This window comes from Streptomyces sp. NPDC008137 (genome assembly GCF_042957035.1).
GTDB lineage: Bacteria > Actinomycetota > Actinomycetes > Streptomycetales > Streptomycetaceae > Streptomyces.
The window spans coordinates 123,419-141,331 of sequence record NZ_JBIBHN010000022.1 but is presented as its reverse complement, the minus strand read 5'-3'; the positions used below and the strand labels follow the sequence as shown (position 1 = coordinate 141,331).

The window sequence follows — 17,913 nt, the reverse complement described above, 5'->3', positions numbered from 1 at the left end:
GCCCTAGCCGGGTGAAACAGCACGTCAGGCGTTGCTCAGCCATGCCCGCCACCAAGCCTTCTGCAACACCCTTTAGGTCGTGTCCGCAAAGTCCCGTCGTCCGCCCGGAGGGCGGGGCAGGCGGGACTTTGCGGACACGGCCCAGGGCGCTCATCGAGTCGTGGTCAACGAGTCGCCCCGTGAGCGCGAGCGCCTCAAGGGCAAGTCAGGGCGTCGAGCGACGCCACGGGAACGATGCCGTCCGCCCGACGAGCCAACGCCTCATCGATCGTGACCAGCGCATCGGCCTGAAGCCGCGTCACGGCGAGATATTCGGCGTCCCCGATAGCGTCCCACCCCTGCTCCCGGGCGATCCGCCAGGCTGTGCGACGGGAGACTCGGTCGCCGAGCAGCCGCATCTTCACCTCGGTCAGGCGCTCGTGTATGCGCAACGCCTCGACCTCGTCGAGGTCGCCGCATCCGACCTGTTCGAACAGCAGCGACAGTGCCTGCGAGCGCACCGGATTCGGTGCGACGAGCTGGTGATCGGGGCTGATCCGCACGCCGGTCGACACTATGTGCAGCAAGGTCCTGGCATCGACCACGTAGCGCGTCATGGCTCGCAGAGTACGGCAGGGCATGCCCCGCCCTTCCGAACCCGTTTGATCACGACTCGAAACGCGCCCTAGGAACGCGAGTCGAGCGCCGCCCGCAGATGGCCGTCGGATTCCTCCAGCAGGCGGGCCGCCGTCGGGCCGTCGACACCGGCCAGGAGGGTGAGGATCGCGTTCTTGACCTCGCCGTCGGTGGCGAGGAGGGCGTCCTCGATCTCCTTGTCCTCGGCGCCGGTGGCGAGGGCGACGATGCGGTGGGAGCGGGCGCGGAGCTTGTCGTTCGAGGCGCGGACGTCGACCATCAGGTTCCCGTAGGTCTTGCCCAGGCGGATCATCGTGATCGTCGAGAGCATGTTGAGAACGAGTTTCTGTGCCGTGCCGGCCTTCAGGCGGGTGGAGCCGGTGAGGAGTTCGGGGCCCACGACGATCTCGATGCCGTGGTCGGCGGCGGCCCCGAGCGGGCTGCCGGGGTTGCAGGCGAGGCCGAGGGTGAGGGAGCCACGGGTGCGGGCGTACTCGACCGCGCCGATGGCGTAGGGCGTGCGGCCGGAGGCGGAGATGCCGACCACCGTGTCGTCGGGGGTGAGGCCGAGGGGCTCCAGGTCGGTCCGGGCCAGCTCGCGGGAGTCCTCCGCGCCCTCGACCGAGGTGACCATGGCCGCCGGGCCGCCCGCGATCAGGCCGACGACCCGGGCCGGGTCGGTGTTGAACGTGGGCGGGCACTCGGAGGCGTCCAGGATGCCCAGCCGGCCCGCCGTGCCCGCGCCCGCGTAGACGAGGCGGCCGCCCCGGGCCATGCGCTCCGCGATCGCGTCGATCGCGGCGGTGATCTGCGGCAGCCGTGCCGCGACCGCCCCGGCCACGGTGGCGTCCTCGCCGTTCATCAGCCGCGCGATGTCGAGCGTGGGCAGCCGGTCGATGTCCGCGAGCTCCGGCCGGAAGGCCTCGGTGGTCAGGGACTCCAGCTCGGTTCTGAGGTGCCGGGGGTCGGAGGTGGAGGTCATGACGGCTCTTTCGTGTCCTTCTGTGTCTTCCCGCGTCTTTCCGGCTCAGGAACGGTGCCGGTGGGCCAGCGCCTCGTACGACGCCGAGAGCGCCGGCGCCGCCGTCTCGTACGTCCGCTGCGCCACCCCTATGAACAGGCAGTCCACCACAAGGAGCTGACCGGTCCGCGACGACATCGCCGCCGGACGCAGTTCGCTCTCCCGCGCGGTGGACGTGGTGAGGACGTGATCGGCGTACTGCGTCACCGGCCCGTCCGGGCGGCCGGTGATCGCCACCGTCGTCGCGCCGCGCTCGAAGGCGACCCGCAGCGGCTCGATGACGTCCCCGGTGGACCCCGAGTGCGTGATGGCGACCGCCACGTCACCCGCCCGCAGTTGCACCGCGTTCGTCACGGCGAGGTGCGGGTCGCTGTGGGCGTGGGCCATCAGCCCTATGCGCAGCAGCTTCTGCGTGAGGTCCTGAGCGACCAGGCCGGACGCCCCGACGCCGTACACGTCGGTGCGGCGGGCCGCGACCAGCGCGGTGACGGCGGCGCCCAGCTGGACGGTGTCGAGGCCGGCGGCGGTGTCGGCGAGGGTCTGCTGTTCGTCGTAAGCGAGCTTCGCGACCACGTCGGCGATCGGGTCGTCCACCGCGATGTCCGTCGTGATGGCCGGGGCCCGGCCGGACTGCTGCTGGGCGGCGAGGCCGGCGAGGGCGAGGCGCAGGTCCCGGTAACCCGGATAGCCGAGCAGCCGGGCGGTGCGTACGACGGTGGCCTCGCTGGTGCCGGTGAGTTCGGCGAGGCCGGTGACCGTGAGGGCCGCGCAGCCGGCCGGGTCGCCCGCGACAGCCTCGGCGACACGCTGCATGGAACGCGTCATCGACGGCGCCAGCGTGCGGACCTTGGCCGCGAGGGCGGCGGGTGCGGGCGGGGTGCCGAGCGCGCCGACGAAACTTTCCTTCACTCTGCTGGTCACCACTGAAAGATATTTTCGGCTCGGTGCCGGGGTCAAGAGTGCGCACAATGGGGGGCATGGAGCCCATCACCCCCCTGGAGCAGACGCTGCACGCCGCGCGTGCCCTGGTACTGGCCGACCTCGTCGCGGGACGCGTCGCCGAGGCCGATGTCGTGTCCCTGGTCGAGGAGGCCGTCACACAGCGGCGGTGGTGGGTCGAGCAGTGGCCGGAGGGTGCGCCGTACGTGGCGGGTCTGGTCGCGCAGGACGTACAGGACGCCCTGCTGGAGCAGTACGGCCGCTGGCCGCTGTGCCCGGTGTGCGGCACCGGCGATCCGCACGCGCTGGACGTGGACCCGGTGCTGGGGGCCGACCCGCACTGGGTGTGCGGCGAGGCGGGCGTGAAGGTCGCGGCGGTCGGGTCGCTGAGCGAGGCCCTCGGCGGGGCGTCCTCGTGAGGCCCTGGTGACGATCTACATCGACCCACCGGCCTGGCCCGGGCACGGCCGCATGTGGTCCCACCTGATCAGCGACGTCTCGTACGACGAACTGCACACCTTCGCCGAACGCCTCGGCGTGCCCCGGCGGGCCTTCGAACGCGACCACTACGACATCCCCGCCCAGCGGTACGCCGACGCGGTGGGCGCCGGGGCCGTGGAGGTCAGCAGCCGCGAGGTGGTGCGGCTGCTGCACGGGGCCGGGCTGCGGCGGCCCAAAGGCCTCTACCGCTCGCCGGGTTCACCCGGCTCGTAGGCCATTCACCTCGTTGGCCATTCACCTCGTTGGCCATTCACCTCGTAGGTCATTCACCTCGCAGGTCGGTCATCTCGTAGGTCACCTGCTCGGTGTCCTCCGCGACGGCCGTGAAGCCGGCGCGGGTGAGGACGTTCCGCGAGGGCGTGTTGTCCCGCTCGACGTTGGCGACGACGGCCCGTACGCCGTCCTGGGCCAGGGCCCACGCCGACAGCGCGCGCAGGGCCTCGGTGGCGTAGCCGTGCCCGCGGGCCGCTTCGACCAGGTCGTAGCCGATCTCGACCCGACCCGCCTCGTCGGGAACGGCGTGGAACCCCATGGCGCCGAGCGCCTGGTCGTCCTCGCGGCGGACCAGCACGTACATGGTCCACTCCGGGCGGTGGACCCCGTCCTCGTACTGCTTGAACATCAGTCCGGCGCCCACCCGGGTGCCCTCGGCCGGGCTCCCGCCGAGCCACTCGAAGCAGCCGGCGTCGCCGTCCGTGGCGAGGTCGTGGGCCACCGCCGGGGTGACGCCCTCAAGGGTGAGCCGTTCGGTGTCGATCACCAGGTTGTTGTTCCACCGCCACTCGGTGACGGGCGCCCGCCCCGGCAGCTCACCCCGGCCGGTGGCCCACAGCAGGGTCTGCCAGGAGGCCGGGCCGGGCTGGACATGCGGGAAGATCCGCCTGAGGACGAAGTCGCACAGCCCGGAGTCCGCCTCGTACGCCACGCCCAGCCCCTCGGCGATGTCGTGCGTGTGCAGCAGCACCTCGGCCACGCCCATCGCCGCGAACCCCTCACGGTTCGCGCTGCGGAACGGATACGGATGGAAGGCCCGCACCTGCCGTGGCGTCGTCCGGATCGCGGCGGCGAGCAGGGCCCCCGTCGTCCTGATCACCCGCACCGCATCCGCGTTGCCGGCCCCCTCCTCCAGCGACAGCTCGAACGGTGTGTACCCATCGGGCTCCCGCCCCGCCAACTGCCCCGCGTACGCGATCAGATCCTGCGCGATGTGCACGGCCGTCTCCCGGCAGCTCCACGCGAGCCGCCCGGCCGCTGACCCCTCCCAGTCCCGGTCGGTGACGTCCCCCAGCAGGCCCACGCACTCGCCTACGGCCTGCTCCACTTGTTCCGCGCCCGTTGTCCACATGGTGGGGAGGTTACGAGGGGGTGGGGGGCTGGGGCGACGGGATTTCCGGGGTGGGGAACCAGTCCTCGATCTCGTGACGCATGCCGAGTTCGGTGGCCTTGAGGGCGGTTTCGCGGAGGGTCTTGGCGGCTGAGAGGGCTACTACGGCCAGGGTGACGAGGGAGAGCGGGGGGTCGTCGGGGAGGGGGGTGAAGGGCCAGGCTGTCAGCCCGGTGAGCGTGTGGAGCAGGACTTCTTCGAGTTGGAGTTCTCTGACGTCGCTTTCCGACAGAGGGACGACGTCGTAGCCGAAGTCGGTGAGGGCCTTGGCTCGGCCGCCCACGGCCTTGAGGGCGGCGGGGGATACCTGGCCGTAGGTGGCGGGGTCGGCGTACGGGCGGTGTCTCAGGATGATGCTGTCGATGTCGTCGGCGTGGGAAAGGGTCACGGCTGTGACCGCGCAGGGGTAGCCCCATCTGGCGAGGATGGAGACGGCCTCGGGCAGGGGGACACCCGCCTGCCGTGCTCCGTAGGCCACTTCGAACACGCTCAAGGGACCGTTCGTGTGCAGCGTGAGACTGGCATTCACGAGAGCGGTCTCAGTCGGGGAGGGCAGCTGAGCTTCCTCGTCGGGGACGGACGCCACCGCGTAGCCCAGTTCCTCCAGCCGCGCCGCGACGTCGGCGACGGGCCTGTGGAGATGGCGTGCCACAGCCGTCATGTAGAGGAGTGATACTTCCCGGTCCACCCACGGACGTTGGGCGTTGTACACAAGGAGCGACCGGTCGTCCTCGGTCAGTTCGGGGCCGTCCGTGGCGTCGGGGGGCAGTCGGAAGCCCAGCCCGGACAGGAACTCCGAGGCGCGGAGGACCGTCGCATCCGACCCATGGGCCACCGAGACCAACTGCGCCCGGGAGATCCGCAGAGCCTCCTCTGGGGACGGCGTGCCGGCGCACGACGACCACAAGCTCGTGAGGATGCCCCGCTCCTCCTCGGTCCAGTGCTCACGGACCGGCAGGTCATCCGGCACGGTGAAGCCCAGCTCCCGCAGACGCCGCGCGGCTTGCGCCGTGGAACAGGCACGGCGCGCGGCACTGACACAGACCTGGGGCCCCGAAAGCGCCGAGCCGGGAGCCAGCCAGCCCGACGGGTAGCCCATCGGTCGCAGCAGCGGAAGATCGTCGTAGCCGACGTCGAGGCAGTCGTCCAAGGACTCGACCTGGTACCCCAGAGCGGCGAGCCGGTCGGCGACCTCCGCGGGCGCGCGCTCCACCCGGAGGCTCAGCGAGAAGACCTCGCCGACGCCCAGCGGCCGGGCGGGATCGTGCCAATCGACGAGGAGACCGAGAAGCAACGCGGGATGCCGGCCGACCCGCTCAGTCGTCCAGTCCTGGTACGCCCTGTCCCAACGCCTTCGCCTGCCTCTGGTGAGCAGCGACAGGTCGGAGGGCCGGGCGCACAACTCGTCGGACGGGCATGATTCGGGCAGTGACACCGGGCCGCCGAGACCCGCGCGGTACAGCGCCCGCAGGCGCCAACGCAGCACACTCGGCGGCATGGTGGCAAAGAAACGGGCATTTTGGACCGACTGTCGTTCCGGTGTGTAGCTGCCGGTCACCAGCGGGATCAGGTCGATGTCGGGGAGGAAGTAGCCGACTTCACGGAAAGACATCGAGGCGTTCCCGATCCGCCATGGCAGATCGGCCAGTTGGGCATGCCGGGCCACGAGGTCGCCGAACCACATCGCGACCGAGCTGGCTTGCGTCAGCCACGGGTGGGTCGGGAGGGGAAGATCCGGGAGGGTCAGACTCGGCGCCGCGGCGGTGAGGACCGCCCTCACGTGATCGCCGTCGAAAGAACGCACCTTCTTGCGGTCGACGGTGAGGACCGGCGCATGCTCACCGTGCAGATTCAGGACGATGCCGTAAGGAAACTGGTGCACCAGCTGGAATGACGGTTCGGGTTCGGTCAACAGGCCGTCGGACAGGATGATGCCCTGGCGGTCGATCCACCAGAGGTCGGGTGAGCCGGACGCGAGGCAGACAGGATCCTTGACGCGGGGTCCTGGCTTCAGTCTCGACATCTCGATCTCAAGGGCCGTACGGGACAACTCCCCTGGCGCCCACCCGAACTCCCGTGACCCATGCACCGCCGAAGTCCTATACGGCGCCACCCACAGCAACCGCTGCAACGCCTCCACACACGACACACGCTTCCCCTGCCGCGACAGCAGCAGCCGCACGGTCGTCCCCGACGCGTCGCCCTCCCCGAGATCCTCCACCCGGAACAGATTCCCCGGCCCCGCGATCGTCACCTGCAGCAACCGCCCGGGCCGCCCGTCCCGCCCCATGCGGCAGGTGCGGACCACGATCTCGTCGGCCAGCATGAAGTAGCTCAGGACGCCGATGCCGAAACGGGAGTTGGGGTACAGCCGGAGCTTGGGCTCCGGGAGTTCGCTCCAGGCGACCTGTTCCTCGATGTACTCGGGCAGGTCGACGAAGCGGGTGCCGCCCTGGGAGAAGACGCTGCCGAGTTCGGTGAGGCCCATGCCGATGCCGTTGTCGCGGCACTCCAGGTAGGGGCGGCCGTCCGAGCCCACGCCCTGGACGAACTCGATCCGGCCCTCCCAGGACGCCGTCGGACGGCCCGTGCGCTGGAGGTACTGAGTGCGGCAGTCCCGGTAGCGGAGCGCGTCCAGCGCGTTCTGGTACAGCTCGCGGACCGCCAGCTCGCGGTCGCCGTAGAGCTGTTCGCCCATGAGGAGTTCCTGGACGCGGTCCTCGGCGAGCTGGAAGCGGATGCCGTCGGAGAGCTGGTCGGGGGTGTTGCCGTCGAGGCGGACCCGGCTGCCGTCGGCGTAGGGCGGCAGGGCGCCCAGCGGGGCCAGGGCGGGGTTGTCGTCGCGGTTGATCTCGCGGAGCAGGGTGTCGACGCGGGTGGCGTGTTCCCGCAGGGCGATCTGGACGGCCGGGTGGGTGCAGACCGCGTTCAGGGAGCGGCCGACGCCGGAGTGGCGCCAGTCGGAGCGGCGCACGGTGACCATGAGCTCGCCGAGGTCGACGCTGTCGTAGATGCCGAGGTGCTCCACGACGATCTCGGGCAGGTCGACGGGGTCGACGGCCATCGCGTAGGCCGCCTTGAGCAGGGCGGAGACCAGGGGCGGGCGCACCTCGTGCTCGTCGCCGGTGGTGGCGGCGATGACGTCGTGGTCGTCGAGGACGCCGGAAGGGCGGCCGACAGCGGCCCGGCGGACGGAGAACGGGGCCGTGCGGTGTTCCTTCAGCAGCCGCATCAGACGGTCCGCGGAGAGTGCGTCGGTCACCCACGGCGGCTGGTCGGAGCCGCCGGTCACCTCGCCGAGGAGGGACTTGAGCTTCTCCGCCGCGTACAGCTCCGGCTGCTGGATCAGCCAGCGGTGGAAGAGCCACCAGCGGATCCGCTTCACGGAGTCGCGGGCCGCCGTCTGATCGTGCAGGGTGCGCAGCCGACGCTTGAGGCGCGGGAAGCCCTGGCCGAACTTGCGGAAGCGGGTGTGGTCGGGGCCGGTGGCGCACCGGTCCGTGGCGAGTACGCCGACGCGCTGTGCCGCCTCCTGGGTCCAGAAGGCCTGCTCGACCAGGGGCAGCAGGACCGCCAGCGCGGCCTCGGTCGGGGACAGAGCGACGTTGTCGGCCAGCCGGCTGGTGAGGAAGTCCAGTCTGACGTGGGTGCGCCGGGCCAGTTCGGCATCGTGCCAGGGGTCGTCGCGCAGGGCGTCGGCCGCGCTCTCGTACGCCGCGGCCAGCCGGGACGCCAGGGCGGCACAGGTCTCCTGGAGGTGCCGGCGGGCGGGGCCGTCAGGGGTGCGCTGCCAGATCGGGTGCTGTTCGGCGGAACGGATCCACGGGTGCGCCTCGGTGCGCCGGTCGGGGCCGGGCAGCAGCGGGAAGTCCTCGCCGCCGGGGGTGGCCGCGGTCTCCGTGACGACGGTGACCTCCTGCACGGGCCGTGTCTTGCCGTAGGCGCGGTGGAGTTCCCCGACCCGTTTCTGCACCCGCGCCGCGAACTCGCGCAGGCGCAGGGCGTGCGGGTCCGCCGCGATCGTGTCCGCGAGGGCGCGGGAGAAGAGACTGAAGGACTCGCCCGGCTGCGTGCCGGGGTCGAAGCCCGGCCGGACCGTCTCCTTCTCGCCTACGAACAGGGCCAGTTGGGGTGCCTTGCAGGCGTGCACGTACGCCACTTTGCGGCGCAGCGCGTCGGCGACCTTGCGCCGGGGCCAGGGCTGGACGCCGGGCAGCGCCGCCATGGTGTCGCGGTCGATGCCCTCGCGGCAGGCGTCGACGAGGAAGACGACATGGCCGGCGGGGGAGTCCTCCAGCTCCCGCTCCCAGCCGATCTCGATGCAGCTGTCGGCGAAGACCCCGACATCGAAGGTGGCGTCCTCTGGGATCAGGAAGTCCTTGCCCTCGAAGTGCTGGCCGTGTCCGCTGAGCAGGATCAGCAGGGTGTCGCCCGGGCCGGCGTCGCGAAGGAAGGCGCGGATGCGGCCGTTGACCGTGTTCGGTGTGATGCCGCGCTTGCTCTCGACGATCTCCGCTGCCTGGAAGCCGCGTTCGATGAGTACGTCCCGGATCCGCTGCAGGTCGTCGCGGACGAACGGCAGGTTCTGGATGCGCTGGTCGTCGTAGTCGCTCGCTCCGATGAGCAGGGCCTTGTGCTGGACCTTGTGCTGGGGCATGCGCGGCGGGTCAGGCGGGGCAGGCCGTCTTGGCTGTACTGCTTCCGTTCGCCGCGCTGCCGCTCATGCCGTCCCCCTGACCCTCGGCCGTTCGTCCGACAACTTTAGTTCACAAAGGGGTTGTTGCGTCCCCTGCGGAAGTTCTCGGAAGTGCCTGGAAGGCGCTAGGAAGGCCGCTTGAAGACCAGCGTCAGTCCGCGGGTGCCCTGGACCTGGCCGGTGCCGAGGAGCTGGACGCCGCCGCTCGCGGTGACCTGGAACGACAGCTGGGCCTCGGCGAGCGGCAGGGTGCCGCCCCGGGCCGCGGCGTCCTCGAACAGCTGCTGGAGGGCGTCGACGGTCTCGGCGAGGTTCTTGCGCAGCGGGCCGAGCGGGACGGACCGCAGGGCCGGTTCGCCGCCGCCGTTGCCGAACAGGCCCATCGAGTCGTCGTCGCCCTCCTCGCTGACGGTGACCCAGAACGGCAGGCTCGGCTCGATGACCTCGGGCTCGGTGGTGTTGTCCATGCGTGTCCCCTCCCTGTGGTGCGTTGGGGCCAACCCTAGGACCCGGAGGCCGGTCCGGAGGGTGAATCCTCCAGCAGCTCCAGTTCCGACCGCAGGTTGTAGCGGGCCGTCGCCTCCCACTCCTTCGCTCCGTGCGGGGTCCTGAACAGCTTCGGCAGGGCGAGGAGTTGGCGCAGGATCGTGGCGCGGCCCGTGCGGAAGGCGTCGTTCGGGACGAAGTGGTACTCCTCGCGGACGGCGGCGGTATAGGCCGCGTACGCCGACGGGGGCGAGGCGAGGATCGCCAGGTCGGCGTCGCACAGGACCTGGCCGTCGGGGTCGTCGTCTGCGGGGTCGTGGCTGACCGTGAGGCGGACCAGGCGGGCCACCTCGGCGGTCTTGCCCTCCGGGAGTCCGGCCTCGGTCAGGGCACGTTCGGCGAGTCGGGCGGAGCGTTCCTCGTTCTCGGAGCGGTCGGGGAGGTAGACCGCGTCGTGGAACCAGGCGGCCAGCCGCACCACGTCCAGGTCGTGCGCGTGCCGCTCCAGTACGTCGATGTGATCGAGGACCGCCGTGAGGTGCTCGACCGTGTGGTAGCGGCGCTGGGGCTCCTGCCAGCGGGTGAGCAGGTTGTCGGCGTACGGCGTCGGGTCGGGGCCGCCGGCCGGGCCCCGGGCTCCTTCCAGGGCGCGGGCGAAGCGGGTGCGCAGGGTGTCGGGATCGGCCATGGGTGCATTCTCCGCCGACGGGGCCGGAACCCCAAGATCCTCATGGGTCCGCTAGTCGATGATCTCGTTGAAGAGCACGACGGCCACGGCGCTCGCACCGCAGCCGACGCCGACCGCGACAGGCCAGACGTTGCCGGCCAGGCACGACAGGACGGCGGCACCGATGCCGACCAGCGCGGCCAGCAGGAACACCACGGCGGCGCGCTGACTGAGCAGGGGCCCGTTCCCGTCGCCCTTGGTGCGGTTTCCGTGTTCCACCGTGGTGCTCCTCGCTGTCTCTCGTGGGCGTCAGCGACGGACGAGGCCGCTGGGCCGGGGGGCGGGCACGGCGGCGGTCCGGGCCGCCGGGGCCGGTACCTCGTAGGGGTCCTGGGCCGGTCGGAAGAGGTCGAAGGAGACCTGGCCGTCCGCGCCGACCCGCACGCCGTACACGGCCGGTTCCGGCAGGCTGTTGTAGTGGAACGGCGTCGAGAAGTAGTAGGCGCCGGTGTCCGGGAGCAGGACGATGTCGCCCGGTTCCAGCCGGGGCAGTGCGCGGTCGCGTGCCAGCAGGTCGCCGGAGAAGCAGGCCGGGCCTGCGATGTCCTGCCGGACGAGGCTGCCGTGCTTCGCCCGGCCAGTCGGGTCGTGCGCGGTGATCCGCAGGGGCCAGGACTCCGGGGCGAACACCGTCCGGGTGGCGACCTGCACGCCGGCGTGCGTGAGGGCGATCGGCCGGCCACCCGCCGTCTTGGTGTACTCGACATAGGCGGCCATGAAGCCGTTCTTCGCGAGGATCGAACGTCCGAACTCGGTGACGATCGCGTACCTGCCGGAGAACAGGTCGGGCGCGTGCTCGGCCAGCAGCGCGACGTAGGTGGCGAAGTCGGGGGTGACCTCGTCTCCGGCGAAGTTGACGGGCAGTCCGCCGCCGATGTCGATCCCGGTGACCTGGGGCCCTCCTGCCGCCCGGTTGACCTCCTCCGCGAAGGCGACGGCCTCCGCCACCCCCTGGGCCATGAGGTCCAGCGGGCATCCCTGCGATCCGGCGTGCGTGTGCACCCAGGTCAGCCAGGGACGTTCCCGGAAGGCACGGAGCAGTTCTCGGTGGCTCTCCGGGTCCGAGAGGGGGATGCCGAACTTCGACGTCCGCGTAGCCGTGCTCATCGCGGCGATGCTCCCCCCGCCCACCTGGGAGTTGACGCGTACGCCGAGCTGCGACACGGGGGCGCGTCCGGCGAGGATCGCGTCGATGCGGGCCAGTTCCTGAAAGCTGTCCACGTTGATGGTGACGCCCAGGTCCAGGGCCCGTTCAAGGTCCGTACGGTGCTTGACCGGCGAGTCGAACACGATCCGCTCCGGTGGGAAGCCCGCCGCGAGTGCCCCGGCCAGTTCGCCGGCCGTCGCCACTTCACAGCCCATGCCGTGGCGTTCCAGCTCCGCCAGGACGGGTACCAGGCTGTTCGCCTTCGCCGCGAAGGCGTGCAGGGCGGAGAGCGAGCCGGGGAACGCCGCGCGCAGGCCGCCGACCGTCGCCGCGACGCCGTCGAGGTCGACGAACCCGGCCAGCAGGGACCGCTCGGGATCCAGCAGTCCCTGCCGTACGGCTGCTCGCAGGATCTGCTCACGTCGGTCGGCGGGGGCGGTGAGGCCGGTCATGGTGTCTCCCGTGGGGGCCGTGTGCGGACGCCCGGCGGACCCGGGCTGGTTCCCAGGCTGCCGAGCTCCCCGGGGAGACGTCTTCGTGGAGAAGGCAGAGGTGCCGGCGCGGGGGCCGGGGCCGTGGGCAGGGTCCGGGCCGGGCCGCACCGCGGTTGTGCGCTACGACGAAGGCCGGGCCGAGCCATGGTGCGGACGGCCGAAGAACGGGGGACCGGCCGAGCGGTCAGTGACTGGCACCGGCGGCACCGTCGGCGTCGCGGTCGAGCAACCGCAACTGGAGCTCGGCGAACAGCCGGGCGTCCGGACTGTCCAGGGCGATCCCGGAGACCTCGACGATGCGGCGGATCCGGTAGCGCAGGCTGTTGGGGTGCAGGCACAGAGCGCGGGAGGCGGTCGGCACGTCCCCGAAGTGGTCGAGGTACACCCGCAGCGTCCGCAGCAGGCAACTCCCGCTGTGCTCAGCGTCGAACGCCGCCAGCCGCGCCACAGGGGTCCCCGGCGGCAGCGTCACCGTCCGCAGCGCGTCCATGACCTGCATGAGGCCGACCGTCTCCGCGAGATCCTCGGTACGGGCGACCACACGTGTCCCTCCGGCCGTTGTCAGCGCGGCGAGGGCCAGCTCGGCCGACCGGCGGGACGCGGGCAGCTCCGCCAGCCCCCCGGCCAGGTCGCCCAGGCCGACCCGCACGGTTGTCCCCAGGGTTGCCGACACCTGCCCGGCCACCGACGTCCCCAGCTCCTTCGCCTGCGCCTCCGCCCGCCCGCGCTCGCGGTCCAGCGCGCCCAGCACCACCAGCATCGCTCCGTTCAACCGCACGACGACGGCCCGGTAGCCGTGAGCGGAACAGAGCAGCGCCAGCACGTCGTGCAGCCGTGACGCCTCGGCACCTCCCTGGTCGGTCCCGGCGTGCACGGCGAGGACGGCGCAATTCCCGGTCTCCGGCAGCGAGGCCCGCTCGGCCAGCACCGCCGCGGGTCCACGCCCCTCCAGCACCGCCCGAGCCGCGTCCTCCACGAGACGGGTGTCCGCACCGCGCGTACGGTGGTGCAGCAGATGCGGAGCGGCCGCCCGGGTCGCCGCGCGCAGCGCCTCCGAGGCGTTCGGGGCGAGGGGACGGCCCCCCACCGCCGCCACCCAGATGGACCCCAGCACCTCGCCGCCCGCCCGCACGGCCCCCACCAGCCGCTCGGGATCCGCCCCACGAGCCGGCCGGTGGAGGACATCGCTTCTCCCCCACAGCGCCCGGAAGAACCCGGCCTCCCGCATCGCGTCGACCCGCCACGGCGGGACGCGGCGCCCGAGGATCGTCAGCCGCCGCAGCTCGTCCACGTCCTCCTCGGTGCCGGTGGAGGAGTAGGCCAGCACCTGGGAGTCCAGGTCTTCGATCGTCACGGCGCCCCCTACCAGGGCGGCCACCGCGTCCGCCAGCCCGTTGAGATCACCGAGGGGCACGCCCGGCGTGGTGAGACCAGGGGCGAGCCCCGCCGAGGCGAGCCCCGCCCTCAGTACGCCCACCAACTGGTCCCAGGAGCACCAGGACGTACGGACCAGCACAGCCGTACCGGCTTCCTCGGCTGTCTTCCGGAGCGCGGGGTTGGTCCCCTCCCCCGTGCCCGGGCCGAAGACCACCCCGGCGGCGCCGTCCGCTCCGGCCCGCCGCACCACGTCCACGGCGTGGGCCGACCCTGCGTCGACACCGACGGCGAGAAGCAGTTCGCGCGGCCGGACGCCGGGCTCCAGCGCGTCAAGCACCGTGACACCGGAGACGGGCACCTCAAGCCCACCCGGCGCGACGTGCAACTCCAGTGCCCCGGAGCCGACCACCGACAGCAAGCCTTCCAGCGTCACCTGCGACGCGTCGGCGGCTCCCCACTCCGGTAACGGGTCCATCCCCACGAGCGCCCCCTGCTTCCCGTCGGTGAGGACCGTACGACACCACACAAACGCCCGGCGCTCAACGGCGCACAGCCGCACGGGCGGGCGCAACGGGCCCTCGCCCGACACCGACGTCCCACATAGCGTGGGTGCATGACGACTCCTGCTGATGTGCACGACGTACGGGACCCCGAGCAGCCCGGGCGGCTGCTCACGATCGAGCGTGACGCGCTGATCCCGCTGCTGCGGGGCAGGGCGGAGGAGGACTTCGCGCGGCCCGTCGCCGCGTGTCCGGGCTGGACGGTGCGGGATGTGCTGGCGCACTGCTCGTCCGTGCTGACGCGGGTGGCGGAGGGCCGGTTCGAGGAGGGGGTGTTCTCGCCGGAGTCCAACGACCGGGACATCGCCGAGCGGGGCGGCTGGAGCAACGCGCAGGTCGTGGACGAGCTGGAGCGCGGGATGGGCGAGGCCGGGGCCGTGATCGCCGGGGCGGACGGGAAGCTCGACGGCCTCGCGCTCGGGGAGTGGGTGCACGCCGGGGACGTGCGCGAGGCCCTCGGTGAGCCGGGGGCGTACGGCGGGGCCGGGCTGCCGGACGCGCTCGCGCTGCTCGCCCGGATCACCCGTGAGCGGGGGCACGTACCACTGCACGCCGACCTCGACGACCTGGACGAGCCGCTGCGGCTCGGCGAGAGCGACGGGGAGCGGCCCCCGGGGCGTTTCATCGGGGACGGGCCGACCCTCGTACGGCTGTACGCGGGGCGGCCGGTCGACGGGGCGCCCGCGTTCGAGCTGGCGGGGGTGGAGGCGAAGGAGCTGAACATCTTCGGGTGAGGCCTGCCCTCCGGGTGCTTGGGATGGGGCGGAACTGGGCAGCGTAGGCTGTGATTGGACTAGACCTGTCATGACCGTCAGGCGTCCGAACGCCGATGCCACGCCGACGAAGGGGCCCCATGAGCAAGCGTGCAGTCCTGGAGGTGATCGCCCTCGGCGTCGAGGACGCGGTCGCCGCCCAGGCGGGAGGCGCGGACCGCCTCGAGCTGGTCACCGACATGGCGGCCGACGGGCTCACCCCGTCGGCCGCCACCGTCGCCGGGATCCGCCGGTCCGTGGACCTCTCGCTGCGGGTGATGCTCCGGCTCGCCGACGGTTTCGCCGCGGGGGACGTCGACCGGCTGGTCCGGGCGGCGGGCGAGCTGCGGGAGGCCGGGGCCGAGGAGTTCGTGCTCGGGTTCCTCGACGCGGACGGCGGCGTGGACCTGGCGGCGGTGGAGCGGGTGGTCGCGGTGCTGGACGGCTGTCCCTGGACCTTCCACCGCGCGATCGACCGGGCCGCCGACCGGGACGCCCTGCGCAAGCAGCTGGACGGGATGCCGGGGCTCGACACGTACCTCACCGCCGGATCGGCCGACGGGGTCGACGACGGGCTTTCCGTACTGCTCGCGGAGGCGGCCCGCCGAGGAGAGCCGGGGTACGAGCAGCACCTGCTGGTGGGCGGCGGCCTGCGGCTCGACCATGTGCCGACGCTGCTGGCGGCCGGGGTCGACGGCTTCCACATCGGCGGGGCGGCCCGGCCGGAGGGCTGGGAGGCGCCGGTGTCGGCGGAGGCCGTCGCGCGGTGGCGGACCGCACTGGACGCCGCCCCCGTGTGACCCTCCCGGCAGGACACGGGGAAGCAGGGCATGGGCCCCCGCGTTGTGCTGCTGCATGAGCCTGCGCTTCTCACTGATGGGTCCGGTACGAGCCTGGCGCGACGAGGAGGAGGTCGGACTGGGTCCGCGCCAGCAGCGGGCGGTGCTGGCGGCCCTGCTGCTGAACAACGGCGTCCGACTGAGTAACGACCAGTTGATCGGCATGGTCTGGGACGACCCGACGCCGAGCGCGGTGATGGCACTGCGGACGTACGTCTACAAGATCCGCAAGACGCTTCCGGAGCTGAACCTGAAGTCCAGGGACGGCGGGTACACGGTCCGGGCGGAGGTCGTCGACGACTGCCGCGGCGAGCCGCTGGAAGGCCTCCGGAGTGCCTACTTCGACGCGCAACGGGTGCGGCTCGGCGACCACCGGATCAAGGCGCGGGAGGACTGGCTCGAACGCGAGCTCGACGTGCTGGAGCTGCAGAAACACGTCGCCGCCTTCCCGCTCAGGGAACGACCGCGCGCCCTCCTGATGCGCGCGCTCTACCTGGAGGGCAGGCAGGGCGAAGCACTCGACCACTTCCACCGGATGCGCGCACTCCTCATCGAGGAGCTCGGCCTCGAACCAGGGCCGGAGCTGCGCAGGGTCCACGCGCAGATCCTCGACGGCGACCTCACCCTGCCGCGCAGGCCGGAGCAACTGGTGCCGGATCTGATCGACTTCACCGGTCGCGCCGAGGAGATCGCGCGGGCTCTGCGGACGCTGCCGGGCACCCTGGGCATCACCGGTATGCGGGGCAGCGGCAAGACCGCGCTGGCCATCCGGATCGGCCACCTCGTCAAAGGACGCTTCCCGGACGGGCAGATCTTCGTCAGGGGCGGGGACGTCGCCGGCGAGTTGTTGCGCGCGGTCGGTGTGGAGAACCCCGTCGGCGACAAGGCCGCGCTGTGGCGGGAGAAGGCGCGCGGCAAGCGGTTCCTGGTCGTGGTCGACGACGTGCGGGACGCGGCGGCCGTACGCGATCTCGCCACGTCCGGCTCGGCGATGATCCTCACGAGTGTCCGCCGGTTGCACGAGCTGCCGGGGGTGACCTGGCTGAAGATCGCCGGGCTGGCCGAGCGGGAGGCGCGGGAGTTCCTGCGCAAGACCGTCGGCCCGGTACGCGTGGACGCGGAACCCGAGCAGGCCGAGATGCTGCTGGAGCGCCTTTCGCGACTGCCGCACCCGATCAGGGTGATGGGCGGCAAGCTCAGCGCGCGTCCGCACTGGACGATCGAGATGGTCTTGCGGCAGATGGAGCGGGAAAGCAGGCTCGCCGACGTGATCCCGCCCGACTGCGCCGCGCTGATGGCCCCGTTGATCGCGGCCGAGAAGCAGCTGAGCGATCCGGAACGGCACATGCTCATGTGCCTCGCCCGCCAGGGCGCCGAGGTGATCGACAGTCAGAAGGCGGCGGAGATGTCCGGGACCGACGCCGGCGAGATCGAGCTGGTGCTGGAGTCGCTCGTGGGCGTGCACCTGATCGAGCCGCTCGTACTGGGCCGTTACCGGCTGCCGCGGTTCGTGAGCCTCTGCTTCAGGCTGCGCGCGGCGGCCTCCTCGCGACCTGGCCAGGCTGTACCTGACCAGGCCGTATATGCGGAAATTATGCGCTGACGATCCGGCGCGGTCAGGTTGGCAGACATGACAACCAAGGAACTTCAGGACAAGAAGGCACTCGTCACCGGCGCCACGTCGGGCATCGGCCGCGCGATCGCGGTCAAGCTCGCGGAGGCGGGTGCCACCGTCTACGTGACCGGGCGCAGGGCCGAACTCGGCAAGGAGACCGTCGAGCTGATCGAGCGGGCGGGCGGGACGGGCCACTTCGTCGTCGCGGACGTCGCGAACATCGACGACGTCCGCAGGCTCGCCGAGGAGGTCGGCGAGGTGGACGTGCTCGTGAACAACGCGGGCGTCTTCCCGTTCTCGACGACCCCGGAGCAGCCGCTCGACAGCTACCAGCAGGTGTTCGACGTCAACGTCCGTGCGACCTACTTCCTGACGGCCGCGCTCGTGCCGGCCATGGTCGCCAGGAAGAAGGGCGCGATCGTCAACGTTTCGTCGGTCGCCGGGCAGGTCGGCACCCCGGTCGGCTCCGTCTACAACGCCACCAAGGCCGCGATGGACGCGCTGACCCGGTCATGGGCCGTCGAGTTCGGCGCGGCGGGCGTTCGCGTCAACTCCGTGGCGCCCGGCCCGATCCGCACCGACATGGCCGTCGAGACGGTGGGCGAGATGTTCGAGGAGTTCAGCCGGAACACCCCGCTCGCCCGCGCCGGCGAGCCCGAGGAGATCGCCGAGGCCGTGGCGTTCCTGGCCTCCGACAAGGCCGGTTACATCACCGGCGCGGTGCTCGCCGCCGACGGTGGCTACGTCGCGACCTGAGCGG

16 protein-coding genes are annotated in these 17,913 nt (G+C 71.7%); 6 read left to right on the top strand and 10 right to left on the bottom strand.

Translation table 11 applies throughout. The features are described from left to right. Positions 1 to 194: 194 nt before the first annotated feature. The 3 genes from ACFZBT_RS28990 to ACFZBT_RS28980 all read right to left on the bottom strand — a co-directional run bounded on the left by ACFZBT_RS28990 (position 195) and on the right by ACFZBT_RS28980 (position 2,557). On the bottom strand, positions 195 to 596 hold the full coding sequence (locus ACFZBT_RS28990) for a hypothetical protein (RefSeq protein WP_391109418.1): 402 nt from the start codon (positions 594 to 596) through the stop codon (positions 195 to 197). Positions 597 to 664: 68 nt separating this feature from the next. Continuing rightward, positions 665 to 1,597 carry an N-acetylmuramic acid 6-phosphate etherase gene (gene murQ, locus ACFZBT_RS28985; protein ID WP_391109416.1) on the bottom strand — a complete coding sequence of 311 codons (933 nt, stop codon included), beginning with the start codon at positions 1,595 to 1,597 and terminating at the stop codon, positions 665 to 667. A 45-nt stretch (positions 1,598 to 1,642) separates the two neighbouring features. Continuing rightward, positions 1,643 to 2,557 carry an SIS domain-containing protein gene (locus tag ACFZBT_RS28980; protein ID WP_391109413.1) on the bottom strand — a complete coding sequence of 305 codons (915 nt, stop codon included), beginning with the start codon at positions 2,555 to 2,557 and terminating at the stop codon, positions 1,643 to 1,645. A gap of 56 nt (positions 2,558 to 2,613) precedes the next feature. Here ACFZBT_RS28980 and ACFZBT_RS28975 point away from each other — a divergent pair, with 56 nt between their 5' ends. Continuing rightward, positions 2,614 to 2,994 (top strand): hypothetical protein, encoded by a 381-nt coding sequence (locus tag ACFZBT_RS28975; protein ID WP_391109409.1) that lies wholly within the window; start codon positions 2,614 to 2,616, stop codon positions 2,992 to 2,994. Positions 2,995 to 3,001: 7 nt separating this feature from the next. After that, positions 3,002 to 3,289, top strand: a complete 288-nt coding sequence (locus tag ACFZBT_RS28970) for a DUF4031 domain-containing protein (protein ID WP_391109407.1) — start codon at positions 3,002 to 3,004, stop codon at positions 3,287 to 3,289. Between the two features lie 49 nt (positions 3,290 to 3,338). Here ACFZBT_RS28970 and ACFZBT_RS28965 read toward each other — a convergent pair whose 3' ends face one another. The 7 genes from ACFZBT_RS28965 to ACFZBT_RS28935 form a co-directional block, all read right to left on the bottom strand. Next, positions 3,339 to 4,397: a GNAT family N-acetyltransferase gene (locus tag ACFZBT_RS28965; protein ID WP_391109439.1), complete on the bottom strand. Its 1,059-nt coding sequence runs from the start codon at positions 4,395 to 4,397 to the stop codon at positions 3,339 to 3,341. A 34-nt stretch (positions 4,398 to 4,431) separates the two neighbouring features. Continuing rightward, positions 4,432 to 9,117, bottom strand: a complete 4,686-nt coding sequence (locus ACFZBT_RS28960; protein WP_391109404.1) for a caspase family protein — start codon at positions 9,115 to 9,117, stop codon at positions 4,432 to 4,434. A gap of 164 nt (positions 9,118 to 9,281) precedes the next feature. After that, positions 9,282 to 9,623, bottom strand: a complete 342-nt coding sequence (locus ACFZBT_RS28955; RefSeq protein WP_391109402.1) for a hypothetical protein — start codon at positions 9,621 to 9,623, stop codon at positions 9,282 to 9,284. 35 nt (positions 9,624 to 9,658) lie between these two features. Further along, entirely contained in the window at positions 9,659 to 10,330 is a 672-nt protein-coding gene (locus ACFZBT_RS28950; RefSeq protein WP_391109399.1) for a hypothetical protein, read from the bottom strand. 51 nt (positions 10,331 to 10,381) lie between these two features. After that, positions 10,382 to 10,588 (bottom strand): hypothetical protein, encoded by a 207-nt coding sequence (locus ACFZBT_RS28945; protein ID WP_391109397.1) that lies wholly within the window; start codon positions 10,586 to 10,588, stop codon positions 10,382 to 10,384. Between the two features lie 30 nt (positions 10,589 to 10,618). Next, positions 10,619 to 11,968: a diaminopimelate decarboxylase gene (locus tag ACFZBT_RS28940; protein ID WP_391109394.1), complete on the bottom strand. Its 1,350-nt coding sequence runs from the start codon at positions 11,966 to 11,968 to the stop codon at positions 10,619 to 10,621. A gap of 226 nt (positions 11,969 to 12,194) precedes the next feature. Beyond that, on the bottom strand, positions 12,195 to 13,862 hold the full coding sequence (locus ACFZBT_RS28935) for a helix-turn-helix domain-containing protein (protein WP_391109391.1): 1,668 nt from the start codon (positions 13,860 to 13,862) through the stop codon (positions 12,195 to 12,197). Positions 13,863 to 14,000: 138 nt separating this feature from the next. On the opposite strand from ACFZBT_RS28935, the gene ACFZBT_RS28930 reads away from it, so the two are divergent. From ACFZBT_RS28930 to ACFZBT_RS28915, 4 genes are all read left to right on the top strand, one after another. Further along, complete coding sequence (locus tag ACFZBT_RS28930) at positions 14,001 to 14,681, top strand: maleylpyruvate isomerase family mycothiol-dependent enzyme (RefSeq protein ID WP_391109388.1); 681 nt, start codon at positions 14,001 to 14,003, stop codon at positions 14,679 to 14,681. A gap of 119 nt (positions 14,682 to 14,800) precedes the next feature. Continuing rightward, positions 14,801 to 15,499, top strand: a complete 699-nt coding sequence (locus tag ACFZBT_RS28925; protein ID WP_391109384.1) for a copper homeostasis protein CutC — start codon at positions 14,801 to 14,803, stop codon at positions 15,497 to 15,499. 76 nt (positions 15,500 to 15,575) lie between these two features. Further along, positions 15,576 to 17,141: a BTAD domain-containing putative transcriptional regulator gene (locus ACFZBT_RS28920; RefSeq protein WP_391109381.1), complete on the top strand. Its 1,566-nt coding sequence runs from the start codon at positions 15,576 to 15,578 to the stop codon at positions 17,139 to 17,141. A 27-nt stretch (positions 17,142 to 17,168) separates the two neighbouring features. Continuing rightward, on the top strand, positions 17,169 to 17,909 hold the full coding sequence (locus ACFZBT_RS28915; protein ID WP_391109378.1) for a glucose 1-dehydrogenase: 741 nt from the start codon (positions 17,169 to 17,171) through the stop codon (positions 17,907 to 17,909). The last annotated feature ends 4 nt before the right edge of the window (positions 17,910 to 17,913 follow it).

Excerpts from the sequence above, each read along its gene's own strand:
- ACFZBT_RS28990 (WP_391109418.1), bottom strand. The coding sequence starts at position 596 with ATGACGCGCTACGTGGTCGATGCCAGGACCTTGCTGCACATAGTGTCG.
- murQ (WP_391109416.1), bottom strand. The coding sequence starts at position 1,597 with ATGACCTCCACCTCCGACCCCCGGCACCTCAGAACCGAGCTGGAGTCC.
- ACFZBT_RS28975 (WP_391109409.1), top strand. The coding sequence starts at position 2,614 with ATGGAGCCCATCACCCCCCTGGAGCAGACGCTGCACGCCGCGCGTGCC.
- ACFZBT_RS28960 (WP_391109404.1), bottom strand. The coding sequence starts at position 9,117 with ATGCCCCAGCACAAGGTCCAGCACAAGGCCCTGCTCATCGGAGCGAGC.
- ACFZBT_RS28955 (WP_391109402.1), bottom strand. The coding sequence starts at position 9,623 with ATGGACAACACCACCGAGCCCGAGGTCATCGAGCCGAGCCTGCCGTTC.
- ACFZBT_RS28950 (WP_391109399.1), bottom strand. The coding sequence starts at position 10,330 with ATGGCCGATCCCGACACCCTGCGCACCCGCTTCGCCCGCGCCCTGGAA.
- ACFZBT_RS28940 (WP_391109394.1), bottom strand. The coding sequence starts at position 11,968 with ATGACCGGCCTCACCGCCCCCGCCGACCGACGTGAGCAGATCCTGCGA.
- ACFZBT_RS28935 (WP_391109391.1), bottom strand. The coding sequence starts at position 13,862 with ATGGACCCGTTACCGGAGTGGGGAGCCGCCGACGCGTCGCAGGTGACG.
- ACFZBT_RS28930 (WP_391109388.1), top strand. The coding sequence starts at position 14,001 with ATGACGACTCCTGCTGATGTGCACGACGTACGGGACCCCGAGCAGCCC.
- ACFZBT_RS28925 (WP_391109384.1), top strand. The coding sequence starts at position 14,801 with ATGAGCAAGCGTGCAGTCCTGGAGGTGATCGCCCTCGGCGTCGAGGAC.
- ACFZBT_RS28920 (WP_391109381.1), top strand. The coding sequence starts at position 15,576 with ATGGGTCCGGTACGAGCCTGGCGCGACGAGGAGGAGGTCGGACTGGGT.
- ACFZBT_RS28915 (WP_391109378.1), top strand. The coding sequence starts at position 17,169 with ATGACAACCAAGGAACTTCAGGACAAGAAGGCACTCGTCACCGGCGCC.